This is a genomic window from Mycobacterium sp. E1214, assembly GCF_001666755.1.
Classification (GTDB): Bacteria; Actinomycetota; Actinomycetes; order Mycobacteriales; family Mycobacteriaceae; genus Mycobacterium.
The window spans coordinates 13,151-39,939 of the sequence record NZ_LZJC01000130.1 but is presented as its reverse complement, the minus strand read 5'-3'; the positions used below and the strand labels follow the sequence as shown (position 1 = coordinate 39,939).

Genomic DNA, 26,789 nt, shown 5'->3' with positions numbered 1-26,789 from the left:
CGGTGTCCACTCGCTGTAGCGCACCTCCCCCACCAGCACCGGCTCGACGTACGTGACGCCGCGGGCTTCGGCGCGGGGCAGCGGCGGGTTGAACGGTGAGGACTCCGTGCGCAGCGGCGCGAGGGTCTTCTTCAGGTTGGCCAGCTCGTGTTCAGTGAAGCCGGTGCCGACCCGGCCGGCGAACTGCAGACCGCCGTCACCCGGAATGCCCAGCACCAGCGAGCCGATTCCGCTGCTGCGGCCGCCCTCACCGGCCCGCCATCCGCCGATCACCACTTCCTGTGTGTTCCAATGCTTGTCCTTGATCCACGACGACGAACGCCGGCCCGGCTGGTAGGTCGAGTCGCGCCGCTTGGCGATGACGCCCTCCCAGCCGCGCTCGGCCGAGTACTCGAGCGCCTGACCGCCGTCGCCGGGCAGCAGCTCGGGAACGATGAGGCTGCTGTCGGTGGCCAACATTTCCAACACTTTCCGCCGGTCGGAGTAGCGGGCGCGTAGCAGGGACCGGCCGTCCAGGTACAGCACGTCGTAGGCCCAGAACTGCACACGGGTACCGCGGCCCCGGTTCTGCATGGCGTGGAAGCTGGGCACGCCGTTGGCGTCGAGGACGACGGCCTCCCCGTCGAGCACCACCTGGTGATCGGCGAGATCGGCTGCCAGCGAGCGCAATTGGGCGTATTCGCCGGTGACCTCGCGGCCTCGTCGGGAGCGTACCCGCAAGTCGCCGTGGTCGGCTTCGATCAGCAGCCGGTAGCCGTCCCACTTCCCTTCGAAGGCCCACTGCCCCGCCTTCAGCTTGGCGACCGAGCCATGGGTGGCGAGCATCGGCGCGATGGAGTCGAACTCGAAGGTGTTCTGGTCCTTCATGCGGTGCGCCAGCCACTGGTCCCCGTTGGTCTGGATCAGCGCGTAGCGACCCGAGACCTTGCTGCCGTGCAGGTTGACGATGACCTCGCCCTTCTCGGCGGGGTCGTTGAACTTCTCGGCCTCGTAGGTGCCCGAGTCCCAGATCACCACCTTGCCGGCGCCGTACTCGCCCTTGGGAATGTTGCCTTCAAAGCCGCCGTATTCCAGGGGATGATCCTCGGTGTGCACCGCGAGATGGTTCACCGCGGTGGTCTCGGGCAGGTTCTTCGGAATGGCCCACGAGACCAGCACGCCGTCGCGCTCGAGCCGGAAGTCGTAGTGCAGGCGCCGCGCGTGGTGCTCCTGAATGACGAAGGTATTGCCCTGCCCGATGGGGGGTTTCTTCGCCGGCACCGGCTCCGGGGTCTTCGCCGCGTCGCGCATGCTGCGGTACTTGCTCAGCCGGTCCGGGACGGGTGCGTCCTCATCCAACGGTGACAGCAGGTCGCCGTCACGCGAAACACGTTGCACGACTTCGTCGTAACGCAATTGACGCAGCGTGGGCTCGTCGAGTTCGGCCCACGTGCGCGGGGCGGCGACGGTGGGCTGGTCGCGGCCGCGCAACGAGTACGGCGCGATGGTGGTCTTCGATCCGTTGTTCTGGCTCCAGTCGAGGAACACCTTGCCGGCCCGCAGGCTCTTCGTCATCGTCGACGTGACGAGCGTGGGCATGGTCTTTTCCAGTTGCTGTGCCACCCGTTTGGCCAGGACGGTCGCGCCGGTGCTGCTCACCGGCTCGGCCAGCGGCGCGTAGAGGTGCAGGCCTTTGCTGCCGCTGGTCAGCGGGTAGGTGGTCAGGCCGATGTCGGCGATCAACTCCCGGACGGCGTGGGCGACCAAGGCCAATTGGGCCATGGTGACGCCCTCGCCCGGGTCGAGGTCGAACACCAGTCGGGTCGCCGGGCCGGGCACAAGTTCCTCAGCCTTGCTGCGCGTCCACTGCGCGACGAATCGCCACTGCGGAACGTGCACCTCCAGCGCGGCCTGTTGGGCGATCCAGGCCAGTCCCTCGGCGCTGTCGATGATCGGGTAGGTGGTGGTCCCGGAGCGGTGCGTGACGCTGGCGCGGGGCAACCAGTCAGGTGCCGATGCGGCCAGCTGCTTTTCGAAGAACGAGTCCTGTTCGACGCCGTTGGGCCAGCGTTTGCGCGTCACGGCCCGCCCGGCGATGTGCGGGATCATCACCTCCGCAATGCGCGTGTAGTAGTCGAAGATGTCCTGCTTGGTGGTTCCGGTGGCGGGGTACAACACCTTGTCGGCGTTGGTCAGCTTCACCCTCGGTGCCATAGTGCCAACCTACTTGTTTCGAGGCTGTTAACCGCTGTGACCACCGCTTATTGCGAAGTCCGTCAACCTATTCTGTGACATGACCCACGGGCGCGTATACAGGCGATCAATGAGGGGCACAGAAAAATATGTTTGACGTGATCCCCTCCCCCTGGCGTCCAAGCAACAGTGTCCCGCTAAGCGATGCGACGCTGCGGCTGCACTCGCAGCGCGTCGACGTCCCGACGTACGACCGCTCGGCCCTCGGCCGAGGCGTCGTGCACATCGGCGCCGGCAACTTCCACCGTGCCCACCAGGCTGTTTACTTCGACGACCTGGCCCGCAAGGGCATCTCGGACGACTGGGGTCTGACCGGCGTCAGCCTGCACTCCCCCGACGTCAAGAATCTGCTGACGGCTCAGGACGGCCTGTACACCGTGGTGCAGCGCGGCCATGACCGCCAGAACGCCCGCGTGGTGGGGTCCATCGGGTCCGTGCACTACGCGCCCAACGACGGTGCCGCGGTGCGCGCCGCGCTGGCCGACCCCCAAACTCGCATCGTGAGCCTGACCATCACCAACAACGGCTACTTCCTGAACCCGGTCACCGACGAGTTCGACGCCGACCACCCCGACGTGCGCGCCGACGTCGTCGCCAGCGATGGTTACGCCACCGCGTGGGGATACCTCGCCGAAGCGCTGGACCGGCGTCGCCGCGCGGGCATCGCGCCGTTTACGGTGCTGTGCTGCGACAACATCCCCGGCGACACCCATCCGGCGCGGACCGCCCTGGTGTCGTTCGCCGCGTTGAAGGACCCCGCGCTGGCGCGCTGGATCGACACCTACGTCGCGTTCCCGTCGACCATGGTCGACCGCATCACGCCGCAGACGTCGACGTCAGAGCGCAAATTCGTCGAGCAGACCTTCGGCGTGGCCGACAAGTGGCCGGTGGTGACCGAACCGTTCTGCCAGTGGGTGATCGAGGACTCCTTCAGCAACGGGCGGCCCCCGCTTGACGAGGTGGGCGCCGAGTTCGTCGCCGACGTCAGCGACCACAAGCTGATCAAGACCCGGCTTCTCAACGGGACCCACATCGCGCTTGCCTGCCTGGCCATTCTGGCCGGATATCAGCGCACCGATGAGGCCATGCGCGACGGTGTCATCTTCGACTACGTGGAGCGGCTGTTGCGCGACGAGATCCAGCCGCTGCTGCCCGCCGTCCCCGGCATGAACACCCCGGAATACCGGCGCATCCTGCTGGATCGGCTCAGCAATCCGCGGATGAGCGACCAGCTGCCCCGGCTGGCTCGTCGCGGCACCAGCAAGATCGCGCAGTTCGTGATGCCGTCGCTGGAGCAGGCGATCGCCCAGGGCAGGCCGCACACGCTGCTGATGCTGGCGGTGGCCGGCTGGGCCCGCTACATGCGCGGCCACGACCTGAAGGGGCGCAAGTTCAGCCTCGAGGATTCGCAAGCCATTCCGGTCGTCAAGTTGGCCACCGTGGCCGGCAGCGACCCGGACCCGTTGCTGGGCCATGAGATGTTCGCCGGGGTGCGGGCGGTTCCAGGCTTCGCGGAGCGCCTGCGCGCCATGATCTCCGACATCGACGAGCGCGGTGTCGTGCCCACGCTGTGCGCAGCGATGCGCAACGACGAGCGGGAGTTGATTGCCCGATGACCGAGGGGCTGACCTTTGTGCGGGCGTTTGCCCCGGCGCCGATCACGACTCTGCTGTGCGACGCCGACGACAACCTGTTTCCTTCGGAGAGACCGGCTTTCGACGCCTCGACGGAGGTGACGAACCGTTTCCTGGCGCGCTTCGGCGTGACCGCTCCGCTGAGCGCGGAGGAGTTGCGCAAGCGGGCGGTGGGGAAGAATTTCCGCAACACCGCGCTCGACCTGGCCGTGCAATGCGAGGTGCCGCTGCAGGAAACCCTGGCGCAGGGCCGCCCGGCGGCCACCATCGCCTCGGCCGAGGACCTGGCGAACGGTACGGCGCTGTCCGCCGACGAACTCGAGCGCTGGGTGCTCGAGGAACGCGAACGGGTCACCGCCCACCTGGCCGTTACCTTGAAACCGGATCCCGAGGTGCTCGAGCCGCTGCGCGCCCTCGCGGCGCGCTTCGCCCTGGCGGCCGTCAGCTCCAGCGCCACCAAGCGCCTGCGCGCCTGTTTCGCCGCCACCGGCATCGACTCGTTGATCTCCGGCGAGGTCACGTTCAGCGCCGAGGACTCGCTGGCGGTGCCGACCAGCAAGCCCAACCCCGCCGTGTACCTGCACGCCGGCCAGGTGCTCGGCGTCGCGGCCGAACAAGGCCTGGCCATCGAGGATTCTGTGGCCGGCGTGTCGTCCGCAGTTGCCGCCGGCTACGCCACGGTCGGTAACGTGATGTTCGTGCTGCCCGAGGAACGGGATTCGCGCCGTTCGGAATTGATCGATGCGGGTGCCGTCGCGATCACCGATTCGTGGCGTGCCCTGGCCGATGTCCTGTTGTCGTCGGGCGTACCGGCGGGCGGTTCCTCGCTGGCGTAGGGCACCCGCTCGTCCACGCCGGTGGGCACTGCCCCGCCGTCGTACCGTCGAGGTGCTGGCGGCCCGCCACGAGCCGGGCCGCGGCGCCGGGAGGAGTTGGCCGATGGAGCCTGATGGAATCACCCTGAACAACGCCGCGCTGGCGCACCTGCCGATCGACGCGCCGACCTACGATCGCGACGGCGTGACCGTCGGCATCGCGCACATCGGTGCCGGCCACTTTCACCGCGCGCACCAGGCCGCGTACCTGAATCTGCTGTTGCAGCAGGGCCTGGCCCGCGAGTGGGGCATCTGTGGCGTGGGAGTGATGCCCGCCGACTGGACGATGCGCGACGTGCTCGACGGTCAGGACGGGCTCTACACGCTGATCCTGGAGAACCCCGACGGCACCCGCGACGCCCATGTGATCGGGTCGATAGTCGATTACCGGTATGCGCCCGACGACGAAGAAGCCGCGCTGGACGTGCTTGCCGCGCCGAGCACCCGGATCATCTCGCTGACCATCACCGAGGGCGGCTACCGCGACCCGGCCGGGCCGGCCTTCGCGTTGATCGTCGAGGCGCTGGCGCGACGCCGCAGCCGCGGCATCGCCGCACCGACGATCGTGTCGTGCGACAACATCGAAAACAACGGCGAGATCGCCCGGCGCGCCGTCCTCGCCAACGCCGAGAACCGCGATCCGCAGCTGGCCGAGTGGATCGCCGCGCGGGTGCGGTTCCCCAGCTCGATGGTCGACCGGATCACCCCGGCCACCACCTTGCAGATGGCAGCGGAGGTACGGCGCGACTTCGGCATCGACGATCGCTGGCCGGTGGTGGCCGAACCGTTCACCGCTTGGGTGCTCGAGGACGACTTCGCCGACGGCAGGCCACCATTGGAGAAGGCGGGCGTGTTGCTGGTCGACGATGTCGCCCCGTACGAGTTGATGAAGCTGCGGTTGCTCAACGCGGGTCATCAGTGCCTGGCGTACTTCGGGCGGCTGTGCGGTTACAAGTACGTGCACGACGCGGCGCGCGACCCGTTGTTCGCCGAATTGCTGCTCGCCTACTTCGACACCGAGGCGATCCCGACGCTGCCGCCGGTGCCGGGCATCGACCTGCACGACTACACCCGCACCCTGATCGAGCGGTTCTCCAATCCGGGAGTGCGCGACACCATCGAGCGGTTGTGCGCGTACTCCTCGGACCGCATCCCGAAATGGTTGCTCCCGGTGATCTGCGACAACCTCGCCAGCGACGGCTCGGTCCGGGTGGCGGCCGCCGTGGTGGCCAGTTGGGCCCGCTACGCGGAGGGCACCGACGAGTGGGGGCAACCCTACGAAGTGGTCGATCAGCTCGCCGATTCCCTGATCCCGATCGCACGGTCACAGTACGAGAATCCGACCGCGTTCATCGAGCTCGCCGCGGTCTTCGGCGACCTGGCTCATCAGCCGCGTTTCGTCCAGGCGTACTGCTGGGCGCTGGAGTCGTTGCACCACAAGGGCGCTCGAGCGACGCTGGAGGCGTTGGTGCGATGACCCGCGGACTGGTGATCGGCGAGTCGCTGATCGACATCGTCGGCGGCGACGAGCACGTGGGCGGCAGCCCGCTGAACGTCGCCGTCGGCCTGGGCCGGCTGGGCCGCGAGGTCGACTTCTTGACCTCGATCGGCGACGACGCGTATGGCCGACGCATCGTCGACTATGTCGAAGGCGCAGGGGTGCAACTCATTTCGGAAGGCCGAGGCGCCGAGCGCACAGCGACCGCGCGGTCGACGCTCGCCGCCGATGGGTCCGCCGACTACGCCTTCGACCTGGACTGGCGACTGTCGGGCACCCCGCCGGTCGAGCCGCCGCTGTTCGTGCACACCGGATCGATTGCCGCCGTACAGGATCCGGGCTGTCTGGCGGTCGCAGCCCTCATCGACACCTACCGGGTCTCGGCCACCATCAGCTTCGACCCCAACGTCCGGCCGTCGCTGACGGAAGACCGCGAACTGGCCGTCGCGCGCATCGAGCACCTCGTCGAGCGCAGCGACATCGTGAAGGTCAGCGAGGAGGACCTGCGCTGGATCGACCCCGACCACGAGCCGGAACGCACGGCCCGCACCTGGTTGGCGCTCGGGCCGGCCGTCGTCGCCGTGACCCTGGGCGAGCGGGGTTCGCTGGCCTTTTGCGCGGCCGGCGAGGCACGCGCCGATGCGGTGCCGACCAGGGTGGTCGACACCATCGGGGCCGGGGACGCGTTCATGGCCGGCCTGCTCGACGCGCTGTGGGAATCGGACCTGTTGGGCGGTGACCGGCGCGCCGCGCTCGCCCGCATCCAGCCCGACCAGTTGACCGCCGCGTTACGGGCGGCGGGGTTGGTGTCGGCGCTGACCGTCGGCCGCGCCGGCGCTGATTTGCCCGACCGGGCCACCGTCCGCGCTCAATCGACCTCGGCCCCGCAACATTTCGCCTAGGACACGCGCCGCTAGTCCGACCGGCCGCGGCGCCGCTCGCGGTGGCACCGCTAGATTGACTGCCCAGGCGGTGACGGGGTTTGTCGGGAGGTAGGGGCCGGTGGTCAAGCAGGCAGACCAGTTCGACTGGGTCAGCGCCTACCTGGATACGCACGGACTGCTGACCCCGTGGCGCAGGATCTCCGCGGTGTTCATCGCCGCGTTCGCGGCCGACCCGCTCATCATGTTGTGGAGCCCGGTGGGGCCGCAGCACCCGGTGACCCGGGCGGTGACCATGGTGGCGTCCGGGTTGGGAATCCTGGGCGCCGCCCTGCGATTCAAGCGCTGGCCGACCCGGCGCCAGTCGAACGCCTGGCTGCTGATTGCGATCGGGGCCATCGCGGCGGCCCTGCTGTCGCTCTCGGACCCCTACGTCGGGCTGATGGGCTGCACCACCTTCGCGATCCTGGGCGGGTACATCGCCTATTTCCACCCCGCCGGGTACGTGCGCGCCAACCTGGCCGTGGCCGCGGCCTGCGTGGCGGTGCTGTCCTACCGGCTCGTCGCGGCCACCGGTGACGTCGCCCTGACCGCCGGCTCCCTCATCGTCGTGGTGGGCCTCAACATCGGGGTGCCGTTCGGCATGCAGTCGCTGGTGCAGACGCTGCGCACGGATCTGCAGACATCCGACCGCGATCCCCTGACCGGCCTGCACAACCGCCGCTCCTTCAACAACTCGGCCTACGAACTGGTCCGGGTGCACCGCGGCACGCCGGGGGCGCACCTGGTGGTTCTGGTCATCGACCTCGACGAGTTCAAGCGGCTCAACGACACGCAGGGCCACGCCGCCGGAGACCAGGCGTTGGTGGCCGTCGCCGCGGCGCTGCGGCACAGTTGCCGCGCCACCGCCGTGATCGGCCGGGCCGGCGGGGAGGAATTCGTCGTCGCCGACGTCGACACCGCGCCCGAGCCCACCGCCATGGCCGACCGGATCTGCCACGCGATCGCCGAGATACCCCTGGCCATCACCGCGAGCATCGGCGCCTCGAGCGCCCCGCTGAGCGACGCGGCCGCCCCATCCACGGACGTCATCGACGATCTGATCAGGACGTCGGATGCCGCCATGTACGAGGCCAAACGCGCCGGGGGCAACCAGGTTCGCCACTATCGCGAATAGCGTCGGAAAGCCGCACTGTGTGACGCTTGTAGCCCCGTCGTGCTGTTTTGCCACCGGCGCTGCGGGCATACTGACAACCATGCGCTCCATCTGGAAGGGTTCCATCGCCTTCGGGCTGGTCAACGTCCCGGTCAAGGTGTACAGCGCCACCCAAGACCACGACATCAAGTTCCACCAGGTGCACGCCAAGGACAACGGCCGCATTCGCTACCAGCGCATCTGCGAGGTGGACGGTGAAGTCGTCGAATACCGGGACATCGCCAGGGCTTACGAATCCGACGACGGCCAGATGGTCATCATCACCGACGACGACATCGCCACCTTGCCCGAGGAACGCAGCCGCGAGATCGAGGTGCTGGAATTCGTTCCCGCCGAACAGGTCGACCCGATGCTGTTCGACCGCAGCTATTTCCTGGAGCCGGACTCTAAGTCGTCGAAATCCTATGTCTTGCTTGCCAAGACGCTGGCCGAGACCGATCGCATGGCGATCGTGCACTTCACATTGCGCAACAAGACCCGGCTGGCGGCGTTGCGGGTCAAGGACTTCGGCAAGCGCGACGTGATGATGGTGCACACGCTGCTGTGGCCCGACGAGATCCGTGATCCCGACTTCCCGGTCCTGGACAAGGAAGTCGACATCAAGCCCGCTGAACTGAAGATGGCGGGGCAGGTGGTCGAGTCGATGGCCGAGGAGTTCAACCCCGACCGCTACCACGACACGTATCAGGAGCAGCTCCAAGAGCTGGTCGACGCCAAACTCGAAGGCGGGGAGGCGTTCACCACCGAGGAGCAGCCGAAGGAGCTCGACGAGACCGAGGACGTCTCGGACCTGTTGGCCAAGTTGGAGGCCAGCGTGCGGGCCCGGTCCGGAGGCGGTTCGACGGACGGCTCGGGTGGGACGTCGGCGAAGAAGGCGCCCGCCAAGAAAGCCGCCGCGAAGAAGGCGCCGGCGAAGAAGGCGGCCGCCGCCAAGAAGGCACCGGCCAAGAAGGCGCCCGCGAAGAAGGCCGCGGCGAAGTCCTAGACCGGTTCCCTCAGCGCCGGCGGGTCGCGAGGAAGCGCGTCGCCCCCGCGACGGCGTTGATCACGCCGACGATGATGATCAGGCTCAGCGCGGCACCCCAGATTCGCAGGAATCCCGCGTGTTCGGGATTGGTGAGCTCGGTGTAGATCAGCAGGGGCAGCGACGCCATGTTGCCGTGGAAGATGTCGGGGTTGATCGATCGGCTGTAGCCGACCAGGACCAGCACCGGCGCGGTCTCGCCGATCACCCGCGCGACGGCGAGCAGGACACCCGAGACGATGCCGGGCATCGCGATCGGGAAGACGATGCGCAGCACGGTCTTCCACTTCGGCACGCCGAGCGCGTAGCTGGCCTCGCGCAGGTCGTCGGGCACCAGGCGCAGCATCTCCTCGGCGCTGCGCACCACCACCGGCAGCATCAGCAGGACCAGCGCCAGCGATACCGCGAACGCGCTCTGCTGGAATCCCAGGGTGGCGATCCACAGGCTGAACACGAACAGCGCGGCCACGATCGAGGGCACCCCGGCCAGCACGTCGACCATGAACGTCGTCACGCGCACCAGCCGCCCGGTCCCGTACTCCACCAGGAACACCGCCGTCATCAGGCCCAGCGGAACCGCCAGGGCGGCGGCCACCCCGGCCTGCACCACCGTGCCGTACAGCGCGTGGTACACCCCACCGGCGAACTGCTCGGGCAACACCCCGTGCAGCGAGTGGGTCCACCAACCCGACCGGGTGACGGCGTACCAGCCGCGGCCCACGACGATGGACAGCACCCAGACCAGCGGGACCAGCGCGGCGATGAAAGACCCGAAGAAAAACACGGTCGCGACGGCGTTGGTGAGCCGTCGCCGCAGGCCGAGGGGCCGGAACACCGGCACCTTGACCGGCCGGTCGAACGCGTCGACGGTCACGGCCGCCGCTCCTGACGGGTCATGCGTTGACCTTGCCGCCGGCGATCGCCCGCGCCAGCGCGTTGACGACGAAGGTGAGCACGAACAGCGCGAACCCCGCGGAGATGTAGGCGCCGGTGGGCAGCGGCGCGCTGAACTCGGCGGCGGCTGAGGCGATCTTGGAGGCGAAGGTGTAGCCGCCGTCGAACAGTGACCAGTTCCCCGGGCGGGCCGACGACCTCAAGATGATCAGCACCGCCACGGTTTCGCCCAGTGCGCGCCCCAGCCCCAGCATCGACGCCGCGATCACCCCGCTGCGGCCGAAGGGCAGCACGGTCATCCGCACCACCTCCCATTTGGTGGCGCCCAGCGCCTGCGCGGCCTCCATCTGGATGCGTGGGGTCTGGCGGAACACCTCGCGCGACACCGAGGTGACGATCGGCAGGATCATGACCGACAGCACCACACTGGCGGTGAAGATGGTGCCGCCGCCCGCCAGCGAGACGTTGCCCTCCTTGAACAGGAACAGCCAGCCCAGGTGGCGGTTGAGGAAGGCCGCGATCGGCTCGATCTTGGGCGCCAGGACGAAGATCCCCCACAGGCCGAAGATGATCGACGGCACCGCGGCCAGCAGGTCCACGATCGCGCCGAACGGGCGGGCCAGGCGCGGCGGCGCGTACTGCGTGAGGAACACCGCGATCCCGACGGCGACCGGCACGGCCAGGATCAGCGCGGTCAACGAGCTGAGCACCGTCACCATGGCCAGGTCGCGGATGCCGAACGCCAGCCTGCCCGGGTCCGTGGTGTCGAACTGCGCGCTGGTGAAGAAGTTGGCGTGGTTGACGCGCAGCGACGGCACCGCGCGGACCAGCAGGAACACCGCGATCAGCCCGATCGCGGTCACGATGGTCATCCCGGCGGCCGAGGCGACCAGCTTGAACACCCGGTCACCCCGACGCGCCGCGCCGGCGTTGAGCGCCGGCAGTTGGGGCCGCTGCGCGGTCGACGGGCTGGTTACCGTTCCGTGTGCCACGACCACCTCAGATCATGTGATGGCGTTGATCGAAGCCGCCAGTCTCGACTTGAACGAGTCCGGGATAGGAATATATCCGTTGTCGGCCAGCCCGTTTTGCCCAGCGCCGACGGTGCTCTGCAGGAACGCCTTGACCGCCGTCCCCACCTGCGGGTCCGGGTATTTCGAGCAGACGATCTCGTAGGTCGCCAGCACGATCGGATACGAGCCGGGCTGGGTGGGCTTGTAGAAGGAAAGCGTGTCGAGCACCAGGTCGTTGCCCTGCCCGGCGATGGTCGCGCCGGCGATCGTCTTGCCGACCGAGTCGGCGCTGATCGACACCGCGTCCGGGCCGGCCGAGGTCACGATCTTCGCCATGTTGAGCTTCTGCGCCTGGGCGAAGGACCATTCGTTGTAGGTGATCGAGCCCTCGGTGGCCTTGATCGCCGCGGAGGTGCCGTCGTTGCCCTTGGCGCCCTCGCCGACGCCGCCCTTGAACGCCTTGCCGGCGCCCTTGCCCCACGCGCCGTTGGAGGCGGCGTCGAGGTACTTCTGGAAGTTGTCGGTGGTGCCGGACTCGTCGTTGCGGAACACGACGTGGATCGGCTCGGCGGGCAGGGTGACCCCCGGGTTCAGCGCCTGGATCGCCGGGTCGTTCCAGGCGGTGATCGCGCCGTTGAAGATCTTGGCCGCGGTGGCACCGTCGAGGCTCAACGAGTTCACGCCGGCGACGTTGTAGGTGACGGCGATCGGCCCGAACACCACGGGCAGGTTCCATGCCGGTGCGCCGCAGCGCTGTTGGGCCGCCGCGTATTCCTTTGCCGCCAGGGGCGAGTCGGAACCGCCGAAATCCGTTTGATTGCCGGTGAATTCGTTGATTCCGGCGCCTGAGCCGTTGGCCGTGTAGTTCAAAGTCTGTCCGGGGCAGGCCTGCTCGAAGGCGTTGACGAAGCGGGTCATCGCGTTGGCCTGGGCGGTGGAGCCGCTGGCCTTCAGGCTCTTCTTGCCGCCGCAGCTGACCTTGGCCGCCGGCGCGCCGCTGCTCGCACTACCGCCGCCGGCGTTGTTGTCGCTGCCACACCCCGACAAGATCAGCGCGCCGGCGGTCAACGCACTCAGCGCAGCGCCAGATCGGTTCATTCTCAAGTCATTTCCTTACGGTAGGGATGAACGGGACCGTCGCCGTTTCGTCTCACCGCCACGCGCCGATCCACCGTCTCGCAGAGACGAAGCTAACCGTAACAAGGTGAACATGGGGCAAATTTGCGCCGTCCACTGTGCCGCACCTGACGCCCCGATCGGGGCGTCAGGAGATGGCGTTGATCGCCGTGGACAGCCGCGGCTTGAAGGGCGCCGGCACGGGGATATAGCCGTTGTCGGTCAGGCCGCTCTGCCCGGCACCGATGGTGCTTTGCAGGAACGCTTTCACCGCGGCTCCGACCTGCGCGTCGGGGTAGTGCGAGCACACGATCTCGTAGGTGGCCAGAACGATGGGGTACGAGCCGGGGCGGGTCGGCTTGTAGAAGGAGTAGGTGTCCACCACCAGGTCGTTGCCCTGGCCCGAGATCGTGGCTCCCGCAATGGCTTCGCCAACCGATTCCACGCTCAGCGCCACCGGATCCGGGCCAGCCGACGTGACGATCTTGGCGATGCCCAATTTCTGCGCCTGGGCGAACGACCACTCGGTGTAGGTGATCGAGCCGTCGGTGGTCTTCACGGCGGCCGCCGCGCCGGCGTTGCCGTCGGCCCCCTCGCCCACGCCGCCGTTGAAGGTCTTGCCGATGCCCTTGTCCCACACACCGTCGGACGCGGAATCGAGATACTTCTGGAAGTTGTCGGTGGTGCCGGATTGGTCGCTGCGGAAGATGACCCGGATCGGCTCGGCGGGCAGCGCGATCCCGGGGTTGAGGCCCTTGATCGCCGCGTCGTCCCACGTCGTGATCGCGCCCTTGAAGATTCGCGCGGCGGTGCGACCGTCCAGGGTCAGCGAGGCGACGCCCCGCACGTTGTAGCTGATGGCGATCGGGCCGAACACCACCGGCAGGTTCCAGGCCGGCGAGCCGCATCGCTGCCGCGCCGCGAAATACTCGATCGGCGCCAGCGGTGAATCCGAGCCGGCGAAATCGGTTTGGCCGCCGGTGAATTCGCCGATACCGGCGCCGGATCCGTTGGGGGTGTAGTTCAGCGTCTGCCCCCCGCAGGCCTTCTCGAACGCGTTGACGAAGCGGGTCATCGCGTTCGCCTGCGCCGTCGAGCCGCTCGCCTTCAGCGTCTTGGTGCCGCCGCAGGCAACGGAGGCGTCCCCACCCTGCCCCTGCGCGCTGGCGTTGTCCCGGCCGGCGCACCCCGACAACGCCAGCGCGACGACGGCCAGCACGCTCAACGTCAGGCGGTGCAATCTGGTGGCCGCGGCTGGACGCGACGGCGCCCACGAAGCGGTCACAGTGCTCAAAATATCTGCGATCGGCGCTGCGCGCGCGTCGACCCTGGCGCTACCGCGGCCGGCCACCGCGAGAACCGAACTAGAACCTGTTCCAGAAACGCCTCGTTCGGGCCGCGCCGACTTGCTACGGTGTCGGCTGACAATCGAGGCGAGGAGAGGCCGTCATGATCCTGGACAGATTCCGGTTGGACGATCAGGTCGCCGTCATCACCGGCGCGGGCCGCGGCCTTGGGGCCGCCATCGCGCTCGCGTTCGCCGAGGCCGGTGCCGACGTTGTGATCGCGTCGCGCACCCAGAGCCAGCTCGAAGAGGTCGCCGAACAGGTCCGCGCCGCGGGGCGGCGGGCGCACGTCGTCGCCGCCGACCTGGCCCACCCCGACACGACCGCGCAGCTGGCGGGTCAGGCCGTCGAGGCGTTCGGCAAACTAGACATCGTCGTCAACAACGTCGGCGGGACCATGCCGAACACGTTGCTGACCACGTCTACCAAGGACCTCAAGGACGCGTTCACCTTCAACGTCGCCACTGCCCACGCGCTGACCGTCGCGGCGGTGCCGTTGATGCTGGAGCACTCCGGCGGCGGCAGCATCATCAACATCACCTCGACGATGGGCCGCCTGGCCGGGCGCGGCTTCGCCGCGTATGCCACCGCCAAGGCTGCGCTGGCCCACTACACCCGGTCGGCCGCGCTGGACCTGTGCCCGCGCATCCGGGTCAACGCCATCGCGCCGGGGTCCATCCTCACCTCCGCGCTGGACGTGGTCGCCTCCAACGACGACTTGCGCGCGCCGATGGAGAAGGCGACCCCGATGCGCCGCCTCGGCGATCCCGTCGACATCGCCGCCGCGGCCGTCTATCTGGCGTCCCCGGCCGGCAACTTCCTCACCGGCAAGACCCTGGAGGTCGACGGTGGCCTGACCTACCCCAATCTGGACATCCCGGTTCCGGACCTGTGAGCAACGACCGCTAGGAGCGCGACATGGCTATCCCCGTCGTCCAACTGGGCACCGGCAACGTCGGCATCCACGCCTTGCGGGCGCTCATCACCAACCCGGATTTCGAGCTGACCGGGGTGTGGGTGTCGTCGGACGCCAAGGCCGGCAAGGATGCGGCCGAGCTCGCCGGGCTGCCGGAGCCGACCGGCATCCTCGCCAGCACGGATCTGGACGCCGTCCTGGCCACCGGACCGCAGTGCGCGGTCTACAACGCGCTGGCCGACAACCGGCTGCCGGAGGCGCTGGAGGACTATCGGCGCGTCTTGGCCGCCGGCATCAACGTCGTGGGCAGCGGTCCGGTCTTCCTGCAATACCCCTGGCAGGTCATCCCGGAAGAGCTCATCAAGCCACTGGAAGACGCGGCGCGCGAAGGTAATTCGAGTCTGTACGTCAACGGCATCGATCCCGGATTCGCCAACGACCTGCTGCCGTTGGCCCTGGCCGGCACCTGCCAGTCCATCCAGCAGATCCGCTGCATGGAGATCGTCGACTACGCCACCTACGACAGCGCCGCGGTCATGTTCGACGTCATGGGGTTCGGCAAGCCGATGGACGACATCCCGATGTTGCTGCAGCCCGGCGTGTTGAGCCTGGCGTGGGGCTCGGTCATCCGGCAACTTGCTGCCGGCCTGGGCGTCTGCCTCGACGAGGTCACCCAGGAGTACGTGCGGGTGCCGGCGCCGGAGGACTTCGACATCGCGTCGGGACACATCGCGAAGGGCACCGCGGCGGCGCTGCGCTTCGAGGTGTTCGGCATGGTCGACGGCGAGCCCGCCGTGGTCCTCGAGCACGTCACCCGGCTGCGCGAGGACCTGTGCCCCGAATGGCCGCAGCCCGCCCAGGACGGCGGTTCGTATCGCATCGAGGTCACCGGCGAGCCGTCCTACGCCGTCGACGTGTGCTTGGGCAGCCCGAACGGCGACCACAACCACGCCGGGCTGGTCGCCACCGCGATGCGGGTGGTGAACGCCATTCCCGCGGTGGTCGCGGCCGCGCCGGGCATCGTGACGACGCTGGACCTGCCGTTGATCACCGGCAAGGGGCTCTACCGGCTGTGACCGGGCCGCGTCCCCGAGCGCGGTGCATGCTCAAACCGGCGCGGTCCACCACGCCGAGCGCTCGGTGCGCTGGATCAGCAGCCGACGGGGCCGCCGCCCGCGGGGCAGCTGGGAATGCTGACGATCGGCAAACAGCTCACCGACGTCGTCGACACCCCGACCGCGAGCACCAACGCAAGCAGGATTTTCTTCCCCCTGGTCATGCCTGGGAAGTCTACGATCGTCCGGGGCCGCCAGTGGCCGCTTTTGCGCCAGAGGCGGGACAGTGCCCGCGCGCCCGCAACGCCGCCGGTGACCGCCCGCATGACCGGCGACTGTCCGGGTAATAACAAGTGACGGCCGGGTTCCGGCCGGCTCCTTCGACCCTGCACTCGATGCGGGTTGCGGCGAGATGTTCGGATAACCTCACTTCTCTATTCGGTGATGGGAAAACAAGGGGCGGCAGGGTGGCGCAGAGCACGCAGGGCTCGCTGAGGGGCAACTGGTACCTGCTCGGTCCGGCCTTCGTCGCGGCGATCGCGTACGTCGACCCGGGGAACGTCGCGGCCAACGTCAGCGCCGGCGCGAAGCTGGGCTACCTGCTGTTATGGGTCATCGTGGTGGCCAACGTCCTGGCCGGGCTGGTGCAGTACCTGTCGGCCAAGCTCGGGCTGGTGACCGGGCGCTCGCTGCCCGCCGCGATCGGCAAGCGGATGAGCCGCCCCGCCCGGCTGGTCTACTGGGCGCAGGCCGAGCTGGTGGCGATCGCCACCGATGCGGCCGAGATCGTGGGCGGCGCGATCGGCCTGCACATCTTGTTCGGGCTGCCACTGCTGCTGGGCGGCCTGATCACCGGCGTGGTGGCGCTGCTGCTGCTCGCGATTCAGGACCGCCGCGGCCAGATCATCTTCGAGCGCGTCATCACCGGCTTACTGCTGGTGATCGCCATCGGGTTCGCCGCCAGCTTCTTCGTCAAGACCCCCCCGTCGGACGCGGTGCTCGGCGGGCTGCTGCCCCGGTTCCGCGGCACCGAGAGCGTGCTGTTGGCCGCCGCCATCCTGGGCGCCACCGTGATGCCCCACGCCGTCTACATGCATTCCGGGCTGGTCCTCGACCGGCACGGGCATCCGCAGGAGGGCGCTCAGCGGCGGATGCTGCTGCGCATCACGCGCTGGGATGTGGTGCTGGCCATGGCGGTTGCGGGCACGGTGAACGCCGCCATGCTGCTCATCGCGGCGATCAACCTGCAGCATCACAGCGTCGACGCGACCATCGAGGGCGCCTACTCGGCGATTCACGGCACGCTCGGGCCGACGATCGCGGTGCTGTTCGCGGTCGGCTTGCTGGCCTCGGGCCTGGCCTCGTCGTCGGTGGGCGCCTACGCCGGCGCCATGATCATGCAGGGATTGCTGCACCGGTCGATTCCGATGCTGTTGCGCCGCGTCGTCACCCTGTGCCCGGCCCTGGTGATTCTCGCGGTCGGCTTCGACCCGACGCGCGCCCTGGTGCTGTCCCAGGTGGTGTTGTCCTTCGGGATTCCGTTCGCGGTGCTCCCGCTGGTCAAGCTGACCAGCGACCGCGAGCTGATGGGCAACGACACCAACCACCGCGTCACGACGATTATTGGCTGGGCCGTGGGCGTCATGATTAGTCTGCTTAACGTGGTACTGATCTGGCTGACGGTGACTGGCTGAATGCCGGGCCGGCGGCACCCCTACTTCGCCTACGGGTCGAACCTCTGCGTGCGCCAGATGACGCAGCGCTGCCCGGGTGCCGCGGATCCACGACCGGCAATCCTGGCCGACCATGAGTGGCTGATCAATCAGCGCGGCGTGGCGACGGTGGAGCCGTTCGCCGGCACCCAGGTGCACGGGGTGCTCTGGCACATCTCCGACGACGACCTGGCGACCCTGGACAGCGCCGAGGGCGTGCCGGTGCGCTACCGGCGGGACCGGCTGACCGTGCTCACCGCCACTGGTCCCGAGCCGGCGTGGGTCTACATCGACCACCGCGTGGAGCCCGGGCCGCCCCGCCCGGATTACCTGCCGAAGATCATCGACGGCGCCCGGCACCACGGACTCCCACAACGCTGGATCGACTTTCTGCACCGCTGGGATCCGGCGCGATGGCCACGCCCAACGGTGGCGAATGGGCCTGCGCCACAGTCGTTTTCCGAGCTGCTACGCGAGCCCGGGATCATCGAGCAGAGCCGATTGCGTTCGCGTTTCGGCTTTCTCGCCATCCACGGCGGCGGGCTGGAGGAGATGACCGACGTGATCGCCGAGCGCGCCGCCGACGCCGCCGGCGCCTCGCTGTACGTGCTGCGCCACCCCGCCCGCTATCCGCACCACCTGCCGTCGGCGTCGTTCGATCCGGCCGCCTCCCCGCAACTCGCCAAGTTTCTCGCCCATGTCGACCTCGGGGTGTCCCTGCACGGTTACGGACGCATCGGCCGCAGCACGCACCTGCTGGCGGGCGGCCGCAACCGGGCGTTGGCCGAGCACCTGGCCACACACGTGGAGATCCCCGGGTATCACGTCGTCACCGACCTCGACGCCATTCCGCCGGAATTGCGGGGTCTGCATCCACGCAACCCGGTGAACCTGATGCGCGACGGCGGCGCCCAGCTGGAGCTGTCGGCGCGGGTTCGGGGCATCAGCCCGCGTAGCCCGCTGCCGGGCGACGACGGTCTGTCGCCGGTCACCAACGCACTGATCCGGGGATTGGCGAAAGCGGCACTGTGCTGGTAGTTGTCCTCATCTATTGAACGGAGTTGTTTGGTGGTTAAGGGTTTTCGTTTCGGGCTGAGCATGAGATTCGTCAAATCCCGTGCGGCGCTTGAGGATAAGGTTAAGCGCGCCGAGGACCTCGGCTTCGATGTGCTTTGTGTGCCCGACCATCTGGGTGCGGCCGCGCCATTTCCGACGCTGACCGCGGTCGCCATGGTCACCACCCGGCTGCGGTTGAGCATGTACGTGCTCAACGCCGCCTTCTACAAGCCGGCCCTGCTGAGCCGGGACCTCCTCGACCTGGAGAAGCTGAGCGACGGCCGGGTCGAGATCGGCCTGGGCACCGGCTACGTGCGCGAGGAATTCGACGCCGCCGAGTTGCCGTACCCGAGCGCGGGGGCCCGCGTGGACTACCTCGAGCACATGACGAAATACCTCAAGGAGCATCACCCGTCGTCGCCGATCATGATCGCCGGCAACGGTGATCGGGTGCTGACGCTGGCTGCGCGGCACGCCGACATCGTCGGGCTGACCGGCGCGAACGTCCGTGGCGCCGATGACCCGCTGACCGAACGCGTCGACTTCGTCCGCGCGGCGGCCGGTGATCGCTTCGACACGCTCGAGCTGAATTTGGCCATCACCGCGGTGCCGCCCGCGGGCGAGACCCAGCCGGACCTGACGATGACCCGCCGGTACGCGGCGGGGATGAGCGACGAGGAGATCTTGGCCATGCACTCGGTGTTGAGCGGATCGCCCCGCGACATCGCCGACACCCTCATCGAATACCGCGAGAAGTACGGGGTTTCGTTCTTCACCGTGCAGGACAACCACATGGACAACTTCTCGAAGGTGATCGCCGAGCTCCGTTGAGCAGCGTGGCCGGCGCGGGGCCGCACTGCCGGTAAGCTCAGGCCGGTCCGCCCCCGTAGCTCAGGGGATAGAGCACGGCTCTCCTAAAGCCGGTGTCGCAGGTTCGAATCCTGCCGGGGGCACGACGGGTAGGACGCTCCGCGCGGCACCGTCCGCCGCGGCGCCGCGGGAGAGGGTTCCGATGAGCGGCATGATCGCACTGCGGGCGCATCGGCGCGGTGGACCGGAGGTCCTGGTCGTGGAGCGAGCCCCCATGCCGGTGCCCGCGCCCGGCGAGGTTCTCGTCGAGGTGCACGCCGCCGCCATCACCTTCGACGAGTTGACCTGGGACGAGACGTGGGAACGAGGCGGGGTGGACCGCACCCCGACCATCCCGTCACACGAGGTGTCCGGCGTGGTCGCCGCCGTGGCGGACGGGGTCACCGAGGTGGCGTGCGGCGACGAGGTCTACGGGTTGATTCGGTTCGACCGTGACGGCGCGGCCGCCGAGTACGTCACCGTGCCGGCGGCCGACCTGGCGGGCCGACCCACGACGGTGTCGCACGTGACCGCGGCCGCACTCCCGCTCGCGGGCCTGACCGCGTGGCAGGCGCTCGTCGAGCACGCCGATGTCCGGCCCGGGGAGCGTGTCCTCGTCCACGGCGGCGCCGGCGGGGTCGGCGCGTTGACCGTTCAGCTCGCCACCGGCCTGGGCGCCGAGGTGAGCGCCACCGTGCGCAGCGACGCGCGCGACCTGCTCGTCGGGTTCGGCGCGGCACGGGTCATCGACACGCGCCGCGACCGTTTCGACGCGGCCGGACGGGCCTACGACGTCGTGATCGACACGATCGGCGGCCAGACCCTGCGGCGCAGTTTCGACGTCGTGCGGGGCGGCGGCCGGATTGTCACCCTGTCCGCCCCGCCACCGGCCGGCCTGGCCGATACCTACGGCGTGGTCGCGGACTTCTTCGTCGTCACCCCCGACCGAGAACAGCTGCGCCGCCTGACCGAACTGGTCGACGGCGGCCGGCTGCGCGTACCCATCGCCGCCACGTTCCCGTTGCGCGAGGGCCGCTCGGCCTACGCGAGCCGCGGCCAACACCGGCCCGGCAAGACCGTGCTCGTCGTCCGCGACTAGGCCGGCGAACCCCCGATGTATGACCTGGAAGACACCATCCGCGGGCGCCGATCTGCCCGCCTGTTCCTTCGCGACAAACCCGTGCCGGCACAGCTGGTCACCGAGTCGCTGCAACTGGCCGTCCGGGCGCCGTCGAATTCCAACATCCAGCCCTGGCACGTCACCTTCGTCTCCGGCGCCGCCCGCGATCGTGTCGCCAAAGCCCTGCTGGCCCAGGCTAATACGGCCGCGCCCAAGGTTCCGTCGCTGCCCGCCGAGTTCGCGCCGGCGCGCCAGAACCTCGGCGCTCTGGTCTACGGCGCGATGGGTGTCGCGCGGCACGATACCGAGGCCAGGCGACGGGCTGTGCTGCGAAATTGGGACTTCTTCGGCGCCCCCATGGCCGGCGTCGTCTGCATGCACCGCGACCTCGACTATGTCGACGCCGTGGGCGTCGGTGCGTTCCTGCAGACCTTCCTGCTCGCGCTGACCGCCCGCGGCGTGGGCAGCTGCGTGCAGGTATCGATCGCCGGCTACCCGGAAGTGCTGCGCGCCCAGCTCGGCATCGGCGAGCAGTACCGCATCCTGTGCGGCGTGTCGATCGGTTACTCCGACCCGGAGTTCGCGGCGAACCACCTCGACGTGCCGCGCAACCCGCTGGGCGACAACGTCACCTTCCTCGACCATTGAGTCGCTCGTCGCCCCGTAGAACCGTTGCGCAGTCGAATCCCGCGCACCGGTTCCCGCGCGTGCGCTAACCTTCGTGGCACACATCACAGGAGGCCGGGGTCATGCTGCATTCGCTCGTCTTGGCCGCGCAGGACAATCCGCAAGCGGCGGGTCTGATCCTGCGGGGCATCAAGGGCATCTTCGTCGCGATCGGCAGCCTCATCGCCGCCGTCATCTGCGCGGTCATCGCCGGGTTCAAGGGCCGCAACCCGTTGGGCTGGGGCATCCTCGGACTCTTCTTCAGCATCCTGACGCTGATCGTCATCTCGGTGATCCCGAGCAAAAAAAGCTAGCCAACGCCCCTGCGCCGCGGCGGGCGCGACCGCTGATGGTGGGTCCCTTGCGGCCCGCGCCGGCTCGCGAGGTATATCGCGCGAGGGACTCGGGTACTCGTTGGCCACCATGTCCTTACACGCCGCCACCAATGACGACGCCCGCCCGACGCTGACGAGATCCGCCCGCGCCGATCCGCGTGCGGTGACCGCTTTCCGGCGCGACCTGCGACGCTGGTTGGACGACGTCATCGAGTTGGACACGGACCGTAAAGCCGACGTCGTTTTAGCCACCGACGAGGCTTTGGCCAACTGCGCCGACCACGCGTACCGCGGGCGGGACACGCCGGGACTGATGACGCTGCAGGTCAGCTACGACCCTAAGCAGTTCACCTTGTCGGTGTGCGTGACTGACCACGGCGTCTGGGTGGAGCCCGACTTCGCGGCGAATCCCCTGCGGGGTCGGGGAATTTTGCTGATGCGGGCCATTGCCGACGATGTCACGGTCCGGGGCACGGGCCGCGGCACGACCGTGTGCCTCGAGTTCCGCTTCACCGGTCAGTCCCAGGATTGGCCGGTCGCCTTTTCCGGGGCCAAGCGCCAGTCGGCGTGACTGCCCGTCGCGCCCCGAGTTGTTTCGATGCGCTGAAACGGCGCCCGCAACTCGCAATCCGCCGCGCTGATCGTCAAAGCGCCGCCGTGTCCTGCGGCGCGACGTAACATACGACCGTTCGCCCGCGCTGCTGGCAAACACCACGCGTGAACAGACCAGGGGGCGTCGGAGTGCACTGGATCGGCGTGTGGTGGCGGCAACCCGACCACTACGAGTGGCTGTCGGACTACTTGGCGGCGCGCCGACTCAAGCCCTGCGTCCGCTACCTGCTGGTCACGATTCTTCTCACCCTGGCCGCGGCCACGTCGTTGATGCTGACCAGCCCGTCGGGTCCGTCGACCAGGGTGGACCACGCGGTCGCTATCGGCTTCGCCGTCGGCATGTCCGGCCTCGCGGCGGTGTGGTTGCTCCGCTGGCCGACACGAACGCAGTCGCGGGCGTTCTCGGTGGTGGGATCGCTGGGCATCGCGGCGGTGTGCCTGGTCGAGCATGATCCGCGCAGCGGCATGCTGGGCTGCGCGGCGTTCGGCGGGCTCGCGGGTTACGTCGCGTTCTTCCATTCGGCCCGGCTGCTGGTGTTCACCCTGGGCACCGCTTTGGGCACCGCCGCGGCGTGCGCCGTGCGGATCGCCGCCGCCGGCGACGCGTCGATGGCGGCGGCCAAGCTGATGTTGCTCAGCGCGGGCATCCTGGCCGTGCCGTTTTGCGGGCAGATACTCGTCCACTGGCTGTCCGTCGACGCCCTGAAGTCGTCGACGGATCCGTTGACCGGATTGCGCAACCGCCGCGGGTTCTATCGCTCGGCCTGCAAGTTGTTGGCCGTCGAACATCGCGTGCGGTGCCTGAGCGTCTTGATGCTCGACCTGGACGGCTTCAAGGGCATCAACGACACCTACGGCCACGCGACCGGCGACCGCATCTTGGTGGCCGTGGCAGACCAGCTCCGCAGCACCAGCGACGGTGGCATGGTGCTCGCCCGCGTCGGCGGTGAGGAGTTTCTGGTCGCCGCCGCGGTCGACACCCCGAAGGCCCTCGAGACCGCCGAGGCGATGCGCCGGGCGATCGCCGCCACACCGTGGGCCGTGACGGCCAGCTTCGGGGTCAGCAGCGGGCGGGTGCCGCCGGAGGCGGACGGCGCGGAGCGCACCATCGTCGAGCAGCTCGTCGAAGCGGCTGACGGGGCGATGTACGAGGCGAAGCGGGCCGGCGGCAACCGCGTCCGGCATGCGGGCAGCGCGCTCCCGCCGCGCCGCTGACCGGCGGCGCGCAGCGACGGCCTCACCCAGCGGGCACCGGCTGCCAGCGGCCTTCATACACCGTTCCCAGCACTTCAATGTCCTTGAGCTGCAACGGATTCACCGCGTACGGATCGTCGGCCAGCACGGTGAAGTTGGCCAGCTTGCCCGGCGTGATGCTGCCCAGCTCCGACTCGAGCCGCCAGGAATAGGCGGCTTCGATAGCGGCGGTGCGCAGCGCGTCGTGCACCGAGATGCATTGCACCGGAACGGCAATGCGGCCGCTGCGGACACCGTTTGCCCGGCAGCGACGAGTCCTCGATGGCGATGACCTCGGTCGTCAGGGTCGTGGCGCCCGGCACCAGCTGCAGGTGCTGATCGATCAGCCCCGCGCAGAGCACTGTGCCCGCGAAGGTGTCGTCGACCGTCCCTGGGCTGCGCAGCCGCTCGGAGGCGCCGACGGCGACCACCCGGCCGCCCGACACGGCAACGGCCGTGCCGTCGGGGACATCCGGATCGATGGTGATCACCCGGCGCGCGGTGAAAACCGTGGTGGGTTCTGGGCCATGAGGCGATCCTGACCGCCGCGAGCCGCCCACGGGGGCAACTCGACCGATCACGGGTGCTTAGCCACACGCGGCCACGGCGCCCGGCGAGAAGGCCTGCGAATAGGATCGCGTGCGCAAACGTCTACTCGAAAGTGACCGACGAGCACGGCGGGCCAAGGGGGCGAGGGTGATTCCCTTGGTCACCGCCGCGGCGAGCGTCGTCGTCGGCGTCGCGCTGCTGGTTTCGGCCGCGCAGGCGTCGGCGACGCCGTCGCGCGAGATCCACGCGGTCGAGTTGAACCACAGATCGCTCGCCGACCACGACTACGTGATCCGGGAGATCACCATCGCCCCGGGCGGCAGCACGGGCTGGCATTGGCACGACGGTGAACTGATCGGCGTGGTGGAGCAGGGCACGCTGACCCACAACGCAGCGGATTGCGCGGTCGACGGCGTCTACGGCAGCGGCGACTCGGTCGTGGAGCCCGCGGGCGCGGACCACGTCCATATCGGCCGCAATCTGGGTTCCGTCCCGACGGTTCTCGAAGTCATCTACGTCCAACCACCGGGAAAACCGGCCGCCGAGGATGCGCCCAACCCGGGGTGTGACTTCGACTGACGCGCTCAGCGGCTCGGGCGTGGCAGTCCGAGATGATCCCGCAGCGTCTCGCCTGCGTAGCCGTCGCGGAAACGATTGCGCCGCTGCAGAATCGGCACCACGTGGTCGACGAACGCCGCCAGCTCGTAGGGCAGCGTAGAACCCATGAGCGTAAAGCCGTCGACGGCGCCCGCATCCTGCCAAGCGATGACATGGTCGGCCAGTTGCTCCGGGGTGCCGACGAAGTGGGCTCCGCCGGCGCCCGGAGCCGAGGCTCGGGTCAGCTCCCGCAGGGAAGCCTCCGGCCGCGCACGCGCGGCCGCAAAGAGTTGTTCGGCCCGGCTGGATGGCGCCGACGGGCCGGCCCACAGCTCGGCGGGCAGTGGCGCGTCCGGGTCGAACCCGTCCGGGTCCAATCCGGCGATGTAAAGGGTGTTCTGCCAATGGAATTCGGGGCTGGCCAGCTCGTCGAGACGGTCGGCACGCCGCCGGGCTTCGGCCTCCGTGCCGCCCAGCGTGACCATCAGCGCGGGCAGCACCAGGACCTGGTCGGGCTTGCGTCCGACGGCGGCCGCTTGGGCGTGCAGATCGGTCCGAAAGGTGACCGCGGCCTGCAGGGAGGGCGGCCCGGAGAACACCACCTCGGCGTAGCGCGCCGCCAGCGCGACGCCGGCTGCCGACTGACCCGCTTGCACGAGAACCGGATGTCCTTGCGGCGAGCGGGGAAACGGCAACACGCCCTCGACGTCGTAGTATTCACCGTGGAACCGCGGGGCGTGCAGCTTGGCGCGGTCCGCCCACACCCCGTTGGCGCGGTCGCCCACCACCGCGTCGTCCTCCCAGCTGTCCCAGGATCGGGTGACGGCGTCCACGAATTCGTGCGCCCGCGCGTAGCGGTCGTCTCGCTCGGGGTGCGCCTGTTCTCCCAAGTTCGCGGCCGCCAACGGCGTGACGGTGGTGACGATGTTCCAGCCGGCCCGACCGGCGCTCAGGTGATCCAGGGTCGCGAACCGGCGTGCCAGCTCCCACGGCTTGTTGTAAGTCGTTGACGCCGTGCCGATCAGGCCGATACGGCTGGTGACGGCCGCCAGCGCCGACAGAACGGAGATCGGGTCGAATTGCGTCTGGGGCAGGTAGGTCGCCCGATAGTCCGCGATGGCGATGTTGTCGGCCAGAAAGATGGAGTCGAGCAAGCCGCGTTCGGCGGTGCGGGCCACCTCGGCGTAGTAGGGCAGGCCGAGGACATCGCGGACGTCACCGTCGGTGAGACGCCAGGCCGCCTCGTGATACCCGTTGGGCCAGACGAAGGCGTTGAAATGCAGTTGCGGCGTCGCGTCGGCCATGCGCAGCACCAACGCGGTGCCGGCGCGAATTAGTCCCAGGCCGGCGTCGGCGTCAGCGTCACTTGACCAACGTGAACTGGCACACGTTCGTGTAGCCGTCCCGGAACAGGTCGGAGCAGCCGCGCAGATACTTCATGTAAATGTCGTAGGTGTCCTGCCCTTTGAGGGCAATCGCCTCGTCCTTGCGCGCCTCGAGGGCGTCCGCCCAGGCGTTGAGCGTCGGCACATAATTCTCGCCGATCAAGTGGTGGCGTTCGATCTCGAAGCCGGCCTCGGTTGCGTAGCGGTCGATCTGCTTGATCTGCGGCAACTTACCGCCCGGGAAGATCTCCTTGAGGATGAAGCTGATGAAACGCAGCAAGGTCATCGTGGTCTTGAGGCCCAGCGCGTTCACTTCCTCAGTGGTGGGCACCACGATGGTGTGCAGCAACATGCGGCCGCCGTCGGGCAGCACGTTGTAGTACTTCTTGAAAAAGACGCCATAGCGTTGATATCCGGCGTCTCCGGCGCCGTCGGCGAAATGCTCGAAGGCGCCCAACGAGACGATCCGGTCGATCGGCTCGTCGGGGTATTGCTCCCAACCCTGGATGCGCACCTCTTTGCGGCGCGGACTGTCCATCTTGTCGAACTCGGCCACGCAGTGGGCGTACTGGTTTTCGCTCAACGTCAGGCCGATCACGTTGACGTCGTATTCCGCGACCGCCTGGCGCATCGTCGCGCCCCAGCCGCTGCCGATGTCGAGCAGTGTCATGCCGGGTTCGAGGTTCAACTTGTCCAGGGACAGTTTCCGCTTGGCGTACTGCGCCTCTTCCAGCGTCTTGGTCAGGTGATGGGGGTCGGGGTTCTCGTCGAAGTAGGCGCAGCTGTACGTCATCGACGGGTCGAGCCACAACTTGAAGAACTCGTTGGACTTGTCATAGTGCGACCGAACCGCTTCCACCGGCGGCTTCAGCTGCGCGCTTCCCGTCTCCCCCTGTGCAGACATGGCTAAGCTCCTCCACTTCCCGCGATATCGATCGACTGCCGCGCGGCGGCATCACTCGCCCAATAGTGCGA

25 protein-coding genes, 1 tRNA gene and 1 pseudogene are annotated in these 26,789 nt (G+C 68.5%); 18 read left to right on the top strand and 9 right to left on the bottom strand.

Going from position 1 to position 26,789, the window contains the following annotated elements; genetic code table 11:
- Nucleotides 1–2,193: ATP-dependent DNA ligase (locus A5700_RS18345; protein ID WP_068204915.1), on the bottom strand; the 2,193-nt coding region annotated here is incomplete at its 3' end.
- A gap of 128 nt (nt 2,194–2,321) precedes the next feature.
- Between A5700_RS18345 and A5700_RS18340 the strand changes: the two genes are divergently transcribed.
- The 6 genes from A5700_RS18340 (at nt 2,322) to A5700_RS18315 (ending at nt 9,321) form a co-directional block, all read left to right on the top strand.
- Nucleotides 2,322–3,848: a mannitol dehydrogenase family protein gene (locus A5700_RS18340; protein WP_068065484.1), complete on the top strand. Its 1,527-nt coding sequence runs from the start codon at nt 2,322–2,324 to the stop codon at nt 3,846–3,848.
- On the top strand, nt 3,845–4,702 hold the full coding sequence (locus tag A5700_RS18335) for an HAD family phosphatase (RefSeq protein WP_068065487.1): 858 nt from the start codon (nt 3,845–3,847) through the stop codon (nt 4,700–4,702). The genes A5700_RS18340 and A5700_RS18335 overlap by 4 nt, the downstream gene beginning before the upstream one ends.
- Before the next feature lie 103 nt (nt 4,703–4,805).
- Nucleotides 4,806–6,218, top strand: coding sequence for a mannitol dehydrogenase family protein (locus A5700_RS18330; RefSeq protein WP_068065490.1), 1,413 nt, complete (start codon nt 4,806–4,808; stop codon nt 6,216–6,218).
- A complete protein-coding gene (locus A5700_RS18325) occupies nt 6,215–7,141 on the top strand; it encodes a carbohydrate kinase (RefSeq protein ID WP_068065493.1) in 927 nt (308 codons plus the stop codon). Before A5700_RS18330 ends, A5700_RS18325 begins: the two co-directional genes overlap by 4 nt.
- Nucleotides 7,142–7,241: 100 nt before the next feature.
- Nucleotides 7,242–8,297 (top strand): GGDEF domain-containing protein, encoded by a 1,056-nt coding sequence (locus A5700_RS18320; protein ID WP_068065496.1) that lies wholly within the window; start codon nt 7,242–7,244, stop codon nt 8,295–8,297.
- A gap of 79 nt (nt 8,298–8,376) precedes the next feature.
- Nucleotides 8,377–9,321, top strand: a complete 945-nt coding sequence (locus A5700_RS18315; RefSeq protein ID WP_068065499.1) for a Ku protein — start codon at nt 8,377–8,379, stop codon at nt 9,319–9,321.
- A gap of 10 nt (nt 9,322–9,331) precedes the next feature.
- Here A5700_RS18315 and pstA read toward each other — a convergent pair whose 3' ends face one another.
- From pstA to pstS (A5700_RS18295), 4 genes are all read right to left on the bottom strand, one after another.
- Nucleotides 9,332–10,234: a phosphate ABC transporter permease PstA gene (pstA, locus tag A5700_RS18310; protein WP_068065502.1), complete on the bottom strand. Its 903-nt coding sequence runs from the start codon at nt 10,232–10,234 to the stop codon at nt 9,332–9,334.
- Between the two features lie 19 nt (nt 10,235–10,253).
- On the bottom strand, nt 10,254–11,198 hold the full coding sequence (gene pstC / locus A5700_RS18305; protein ID WP_369828286.1) for a phosphate ABC transporter permease subunit PstC: 945 nt from the start codon (nt 11,196–11,198) through the stop codon (nt 10,254–10,256).
- A 60-nt stretch (nt 11,199–11,258) separates the two neighbouring features.
- Nucleotides 11,259–12,371: a phosphate ABC transporter substrate-binding protein PstS gene (pstS, locus tag A5700_RS18300; RefSeq protein WP_068065507.1), complete on the bottom strand. Its 1,113-nt coding sequence runs from the start codon at nt 12,369–12,371 to the stop codon at nt 11,259–11,261.
- Between the two features lie 160 nt (nt 12,372–12,531).
- Nucleotides 12,532–13,623 (bottom strand): phosphate ABC transporter substrate-binding protein PstS, encoded by a 1,092-nt coding sequence (pstS, locus tag A5700_RS18295; RefSeq protein ID WP_369828285.1) that lies wholly within the window; start codon nt 13,621–13,623, stop codon nt 12,532–12,534.
- A gap of 209 nt (nt 13,624–13,832) precedes the next feature.
- Here pstS (A5700_RS18295) and A5700_RS18290 point away from each other — a divergent pair, with 209 nt between their 5' ends.
- Together A5700_RS18290 and A5700_RS18285 are read left to right on the top strand one after the other, a co-directional pair.
- On the top strand, nt 13,833–14,624 hold the full coding sequence (locus A5700_RS18290; protein WP_068065510.1) for an SDR family oxidoreductase: 792 nt from the start codon (nt 13,833–13,835) through the stop codon (nt 14,622–14,624).
- Between the two features lie 23 nt (nt 14,625–14,647).
- Nucleotides 14,648–15,721, top strand: coding sequence for a diacylglycerol kinase (locus A5700_RS18285; RefSeq protein ID WP_068065512.1), 1,074 nt, complete (start codon nt 14,648–14,650; stop codon nt 15,719–15,721).
- 74 nt (nt 15,722–15,795) lie between these two features.
- Here the strand turns inward: A5700_RS18285 and A5700_RS27230 are convergent, their stop codons facing one another.
- Nucleotides 15,796–15,924: a hypothetical protein gene (locus A5700_RS27230; protein WP_255377966.1), complete on the bottom strand. Its 129-nt coding sequence runs from the start codon at nt 15,922–15,924 to the stop codon at nt 15,796–15,798.
- 243 nt (nt 15,925–16,167) lie between these two features.
- On the opposite strand from A5700_RS27230, the gene A5700_RS18275 reads away from it, so the two are divergent.
- From A5700_RS18275 to A5700_RS18235, 9 genes are all read left to right on the top strand, one after another.
- Entirely contained in the window at nt 16,168–17,394 is a 1,227-nt protein-coding gene (locus tag A5700_RS18275; RefSeq protein WP_068065529.1) for an Nramp family divalent metal transporter, read from the top strand.
- On the top strand, nt 17,395–18,450 hold the full coding sequence (locus A5700_RS18270; RefSeq protein ID WP_068065531.1) for a poly-gamma-glutamate hydrolase family protein: 1,056 nt from the start codon (nt 17,395–17,397) through the stop codon (nt 18,448–18,450).
- 30 nt (nt 18,451–18,480) lie between these two features.
- The gene (locus A5700_RS18265; protein ID WP_068065547.1) at nt 18,481–19,299 is read left to right on the top strand and encodes an LLM class F420-dependent oxidoreductase; all 819 of its coding nucleotides are present in this window, start codon (nt 18,481–18,483) and stop codon (nt 19,297–19,299) included.
- 49 nt (nt 19,300–19,348) lie between these two features.
- A tRNA-Arg gene (locus A5700_RS18260) sits at nt 19,349–19,421 on the top strand.
- A 59-nt stretch (nt 19,422–19,480) separates the two neighbouring features.
- On the top strand, nt 19,481–20,416 hold the full coding sequence (locus A5700_RS18255) for an NADP-dependent oxidoreductase (RefSeq protein WP_082960328.1): 936 nt from the start codon (nt 19,481–19,483) through the stop codon (nt 20,414–20,416).
- 15 nt (nt 20,417–20,431) lie between these two features.
- Nucleotides 20,432–21,085 carry a nitroreductase gene (locus A5700_RS18250; RefSeq protein ID WP_068065549.1) on the top strand — a complete coding sequence of 218 codons (654 nt, stop codon included), beginning with the start codon at nt 20,432–20,434 and terminating at the stop codon, nt 21,083–21,085.
- A gap of 101 nt (nt 21,086–21,186) precedes the next feature.
- Complete coding sequence (locus A5700_RS18245; RefSeq protein WP_068065550.1) at nt 21,187–21,417, top strand: deoxyribodipyrimidine photolyase; 231 nt, start codon at nt 21,187–21,189, stop codon at nt 21,415–21,417.
- 109 nt (nt 21,418–21,526) lie between these two features.
- The gene (locus A5700_RS18240) at nt 21,527–22,009 is read left to right on the top strand and encodes an ATP-binding protein (RefSeq protein WP_068065553.1); all 483 of its coding nucleotides are present in this window, start codon (nt 21,527–21,529) and stop codon (nt 22,007–22,009) included.
- 146 nt (nt 22,010–22,155) lie between these two features.
- The gene (locus A5700_RS18235) at nt 22,156–23,265 is read left to right on the top strand and encodes a diguanylate cyclase (RefSeq protein WP_231973685.1); all 1,110 of its coding nucleotides are present in this window, start codon (nt 22,156–22,158) and stop codon (nt 23,263–23,265) included.
- Between the two features lie 22 nt (nt 23,266–23,287).
- On the opposite strand, the pseudogene A5700_RS18230 reads toward A5700_RS18235, so the two are convergent.
- Nucleotides 23,288–23,527 (bottom strand): annotated as a pseudogene (locus tag A5700_RS18230) (amidohydrolase family protein); the annotation flags it as partial.
- Nucleotides 23,528–23,979: 452 nt separating this feature from the next.
- Between A5700_RS18230 and A5700_RS18225 the strand changes: the two are divergent.
- Nucleotides 23,980–24,411: a cupin domain-containing protein gene (locus tag A5700_RS18225; protein ID WP_231973686.1), complete on the top strand. Its 432-nt coding sequence runs from the start codon at nt 23,980–23,982 to the stop codon at nt 24,409–24,411.
- Nucleotides 24,412–24,416: 5 nt separating this feature from the next.
- On the opposite strand, the gene A5700_RS18220 is transcribed toward A5700_RS18225, so the two are convergent.
- Together A5700_RS18220 and A5700_RS18215 are read right to left on the bottom strand one after the other, a co-directional pair.
- Nucleotides 24,417–25,733 (bottom strand): NtaA/DmoA family FMN-dependent monooxygenase, encoded by a 1,317-nt coding sequence (locus tag A5700_RS18220; protein ID WP_068065658.1) that lies wholly within the window; start codon nt 25,731–25,733, stop codon nt 24,417–24,419.
- 58 nt (nt 25,734–25,791) lie between these two features.
- Nucleotides 25,792–26,718 carry a cyclopropane mycolic acid synthase family methyltransferase gene (locus A5700_RS18215; RefSeq protein WP_068065562.1) on the bottom strand — a complete coding sequence of 309 codons (927 nt, stop codon included), beginning with the start codon at nt 26,716–26,718 and terminating at the stop codon, nt 25,792–25,794.
- Nucleotides 26,719–26,789: the final 71 nt, after the last annotated feature.

Excerpts from the sequence above, each read along its gene's own strand:
- A5700_RS18315 (WP_068065499.1), top strand. The coding sequence starts at position 8,377 with ATGCGCTCCATCTGGAAGGGTTCCATCGCCTTCGGGCTGGTCAACGTC.
- A5700_RS18240 (WP_068065553.1), top strand. The coding sequence starts at position 21,527 with ATGTCCTTACACGCCGCCACCAATGACGACGCCCGCCCGACGCTGACG.
- A5700_RS18340 (WP_068065484.1), top strand. The coding sequence starts at position 2,322 with ATGTTTGACGTGATCCCCTCCCCCTGGCGTCCAAGCAACAGTGTCCCG.
- A5700_RS18285 (WP_068065512.1), top strand. The coding sequence starts at position 14,648 with ATGGCTATCCCCGTCGTCCAACTGGGCACCGGCAACGTCGGCATCCAC.
- A5700_RS18330 (WP_068065490.1), top strand. The coding sequence starts at position 4,806 with ATGGAGCCTGATGGAATCACCCTGAACAACGCCGCGCTGGCGCACCTG.
- A5700_RS18325 (WP_068065493.1), top strand. The coding sequence starts at position 6,215 with ATGACCCGCGGACTGGTGATCGGCGAGTCGCTGATCGACATCGTCGGC.
- A5700_RS18215 (WP_068065562.1), bottom strand. The coding sequence starts at position 26,718 with ATGTCTGCACAGGGGGAGACGGGAAGCGCGCAGCTGAAGCCGCCGGTG.
- A5700_RS18220 (WP_068065658.1), bottom strand. The coding sequence starts at position 25,733 with ATGGCCGACGCGACGCCGCAACTGCATTTCAACGCCTTCGTCTGGCCC.
- A5700_RS18245 (WP_068065550.1), top strand. The coding sequence starts at position 21,187 with ATGCTGCATTCGCTCGTCTTGGCCGCGCAGGACAATCCGCAAGCGGCG.
- A5700_RS18270 (WP_068065531.1), top strand. The coding sequence starts at position 17,395 with ATGCCGGGCCGGCGGCACCCCTACTTCGCCTACGGGTCGAACCTCTGC.
- A5700_RS18335 (WP_068065487.1), top strand. The coding sequence starts at position 3,845 with ATGACCGAGGGGCTGACCTTTGTGCGGGCGTTTGCCCCGGCGCCGATC.
- A5700_RS18290 (WP_068065510.1), top strand. The coding sequence starts at position 13,833 with ATGATCCTGGACAGATTCCGGTTGGACGATCAGGTCGCCGTCATCACC.
- A5700_RS27230 (WP_255377966.1), bottom strand. The coding sequence starts at position 15,924 with ATGACCAGGGGGAAGAAAATCCTGCTTGCGTTGGTGCTCGCGGTCGGG.
- A5700_RS18250 (WP_068065549.1), top strand. The coding sequence starts at position 20,432 with ATGTATGACCTGGAAGACACCATCCGCGGGCGCCGATCTGCCCGCCTG.
- A5700_RS18255 (WP_082960328.1), top strand. The coding sequence starts at position 19,481 with ATGAGCGGCATGATCGCACTGCGGGCGCATCGGCGCGGTGGACCGGAG.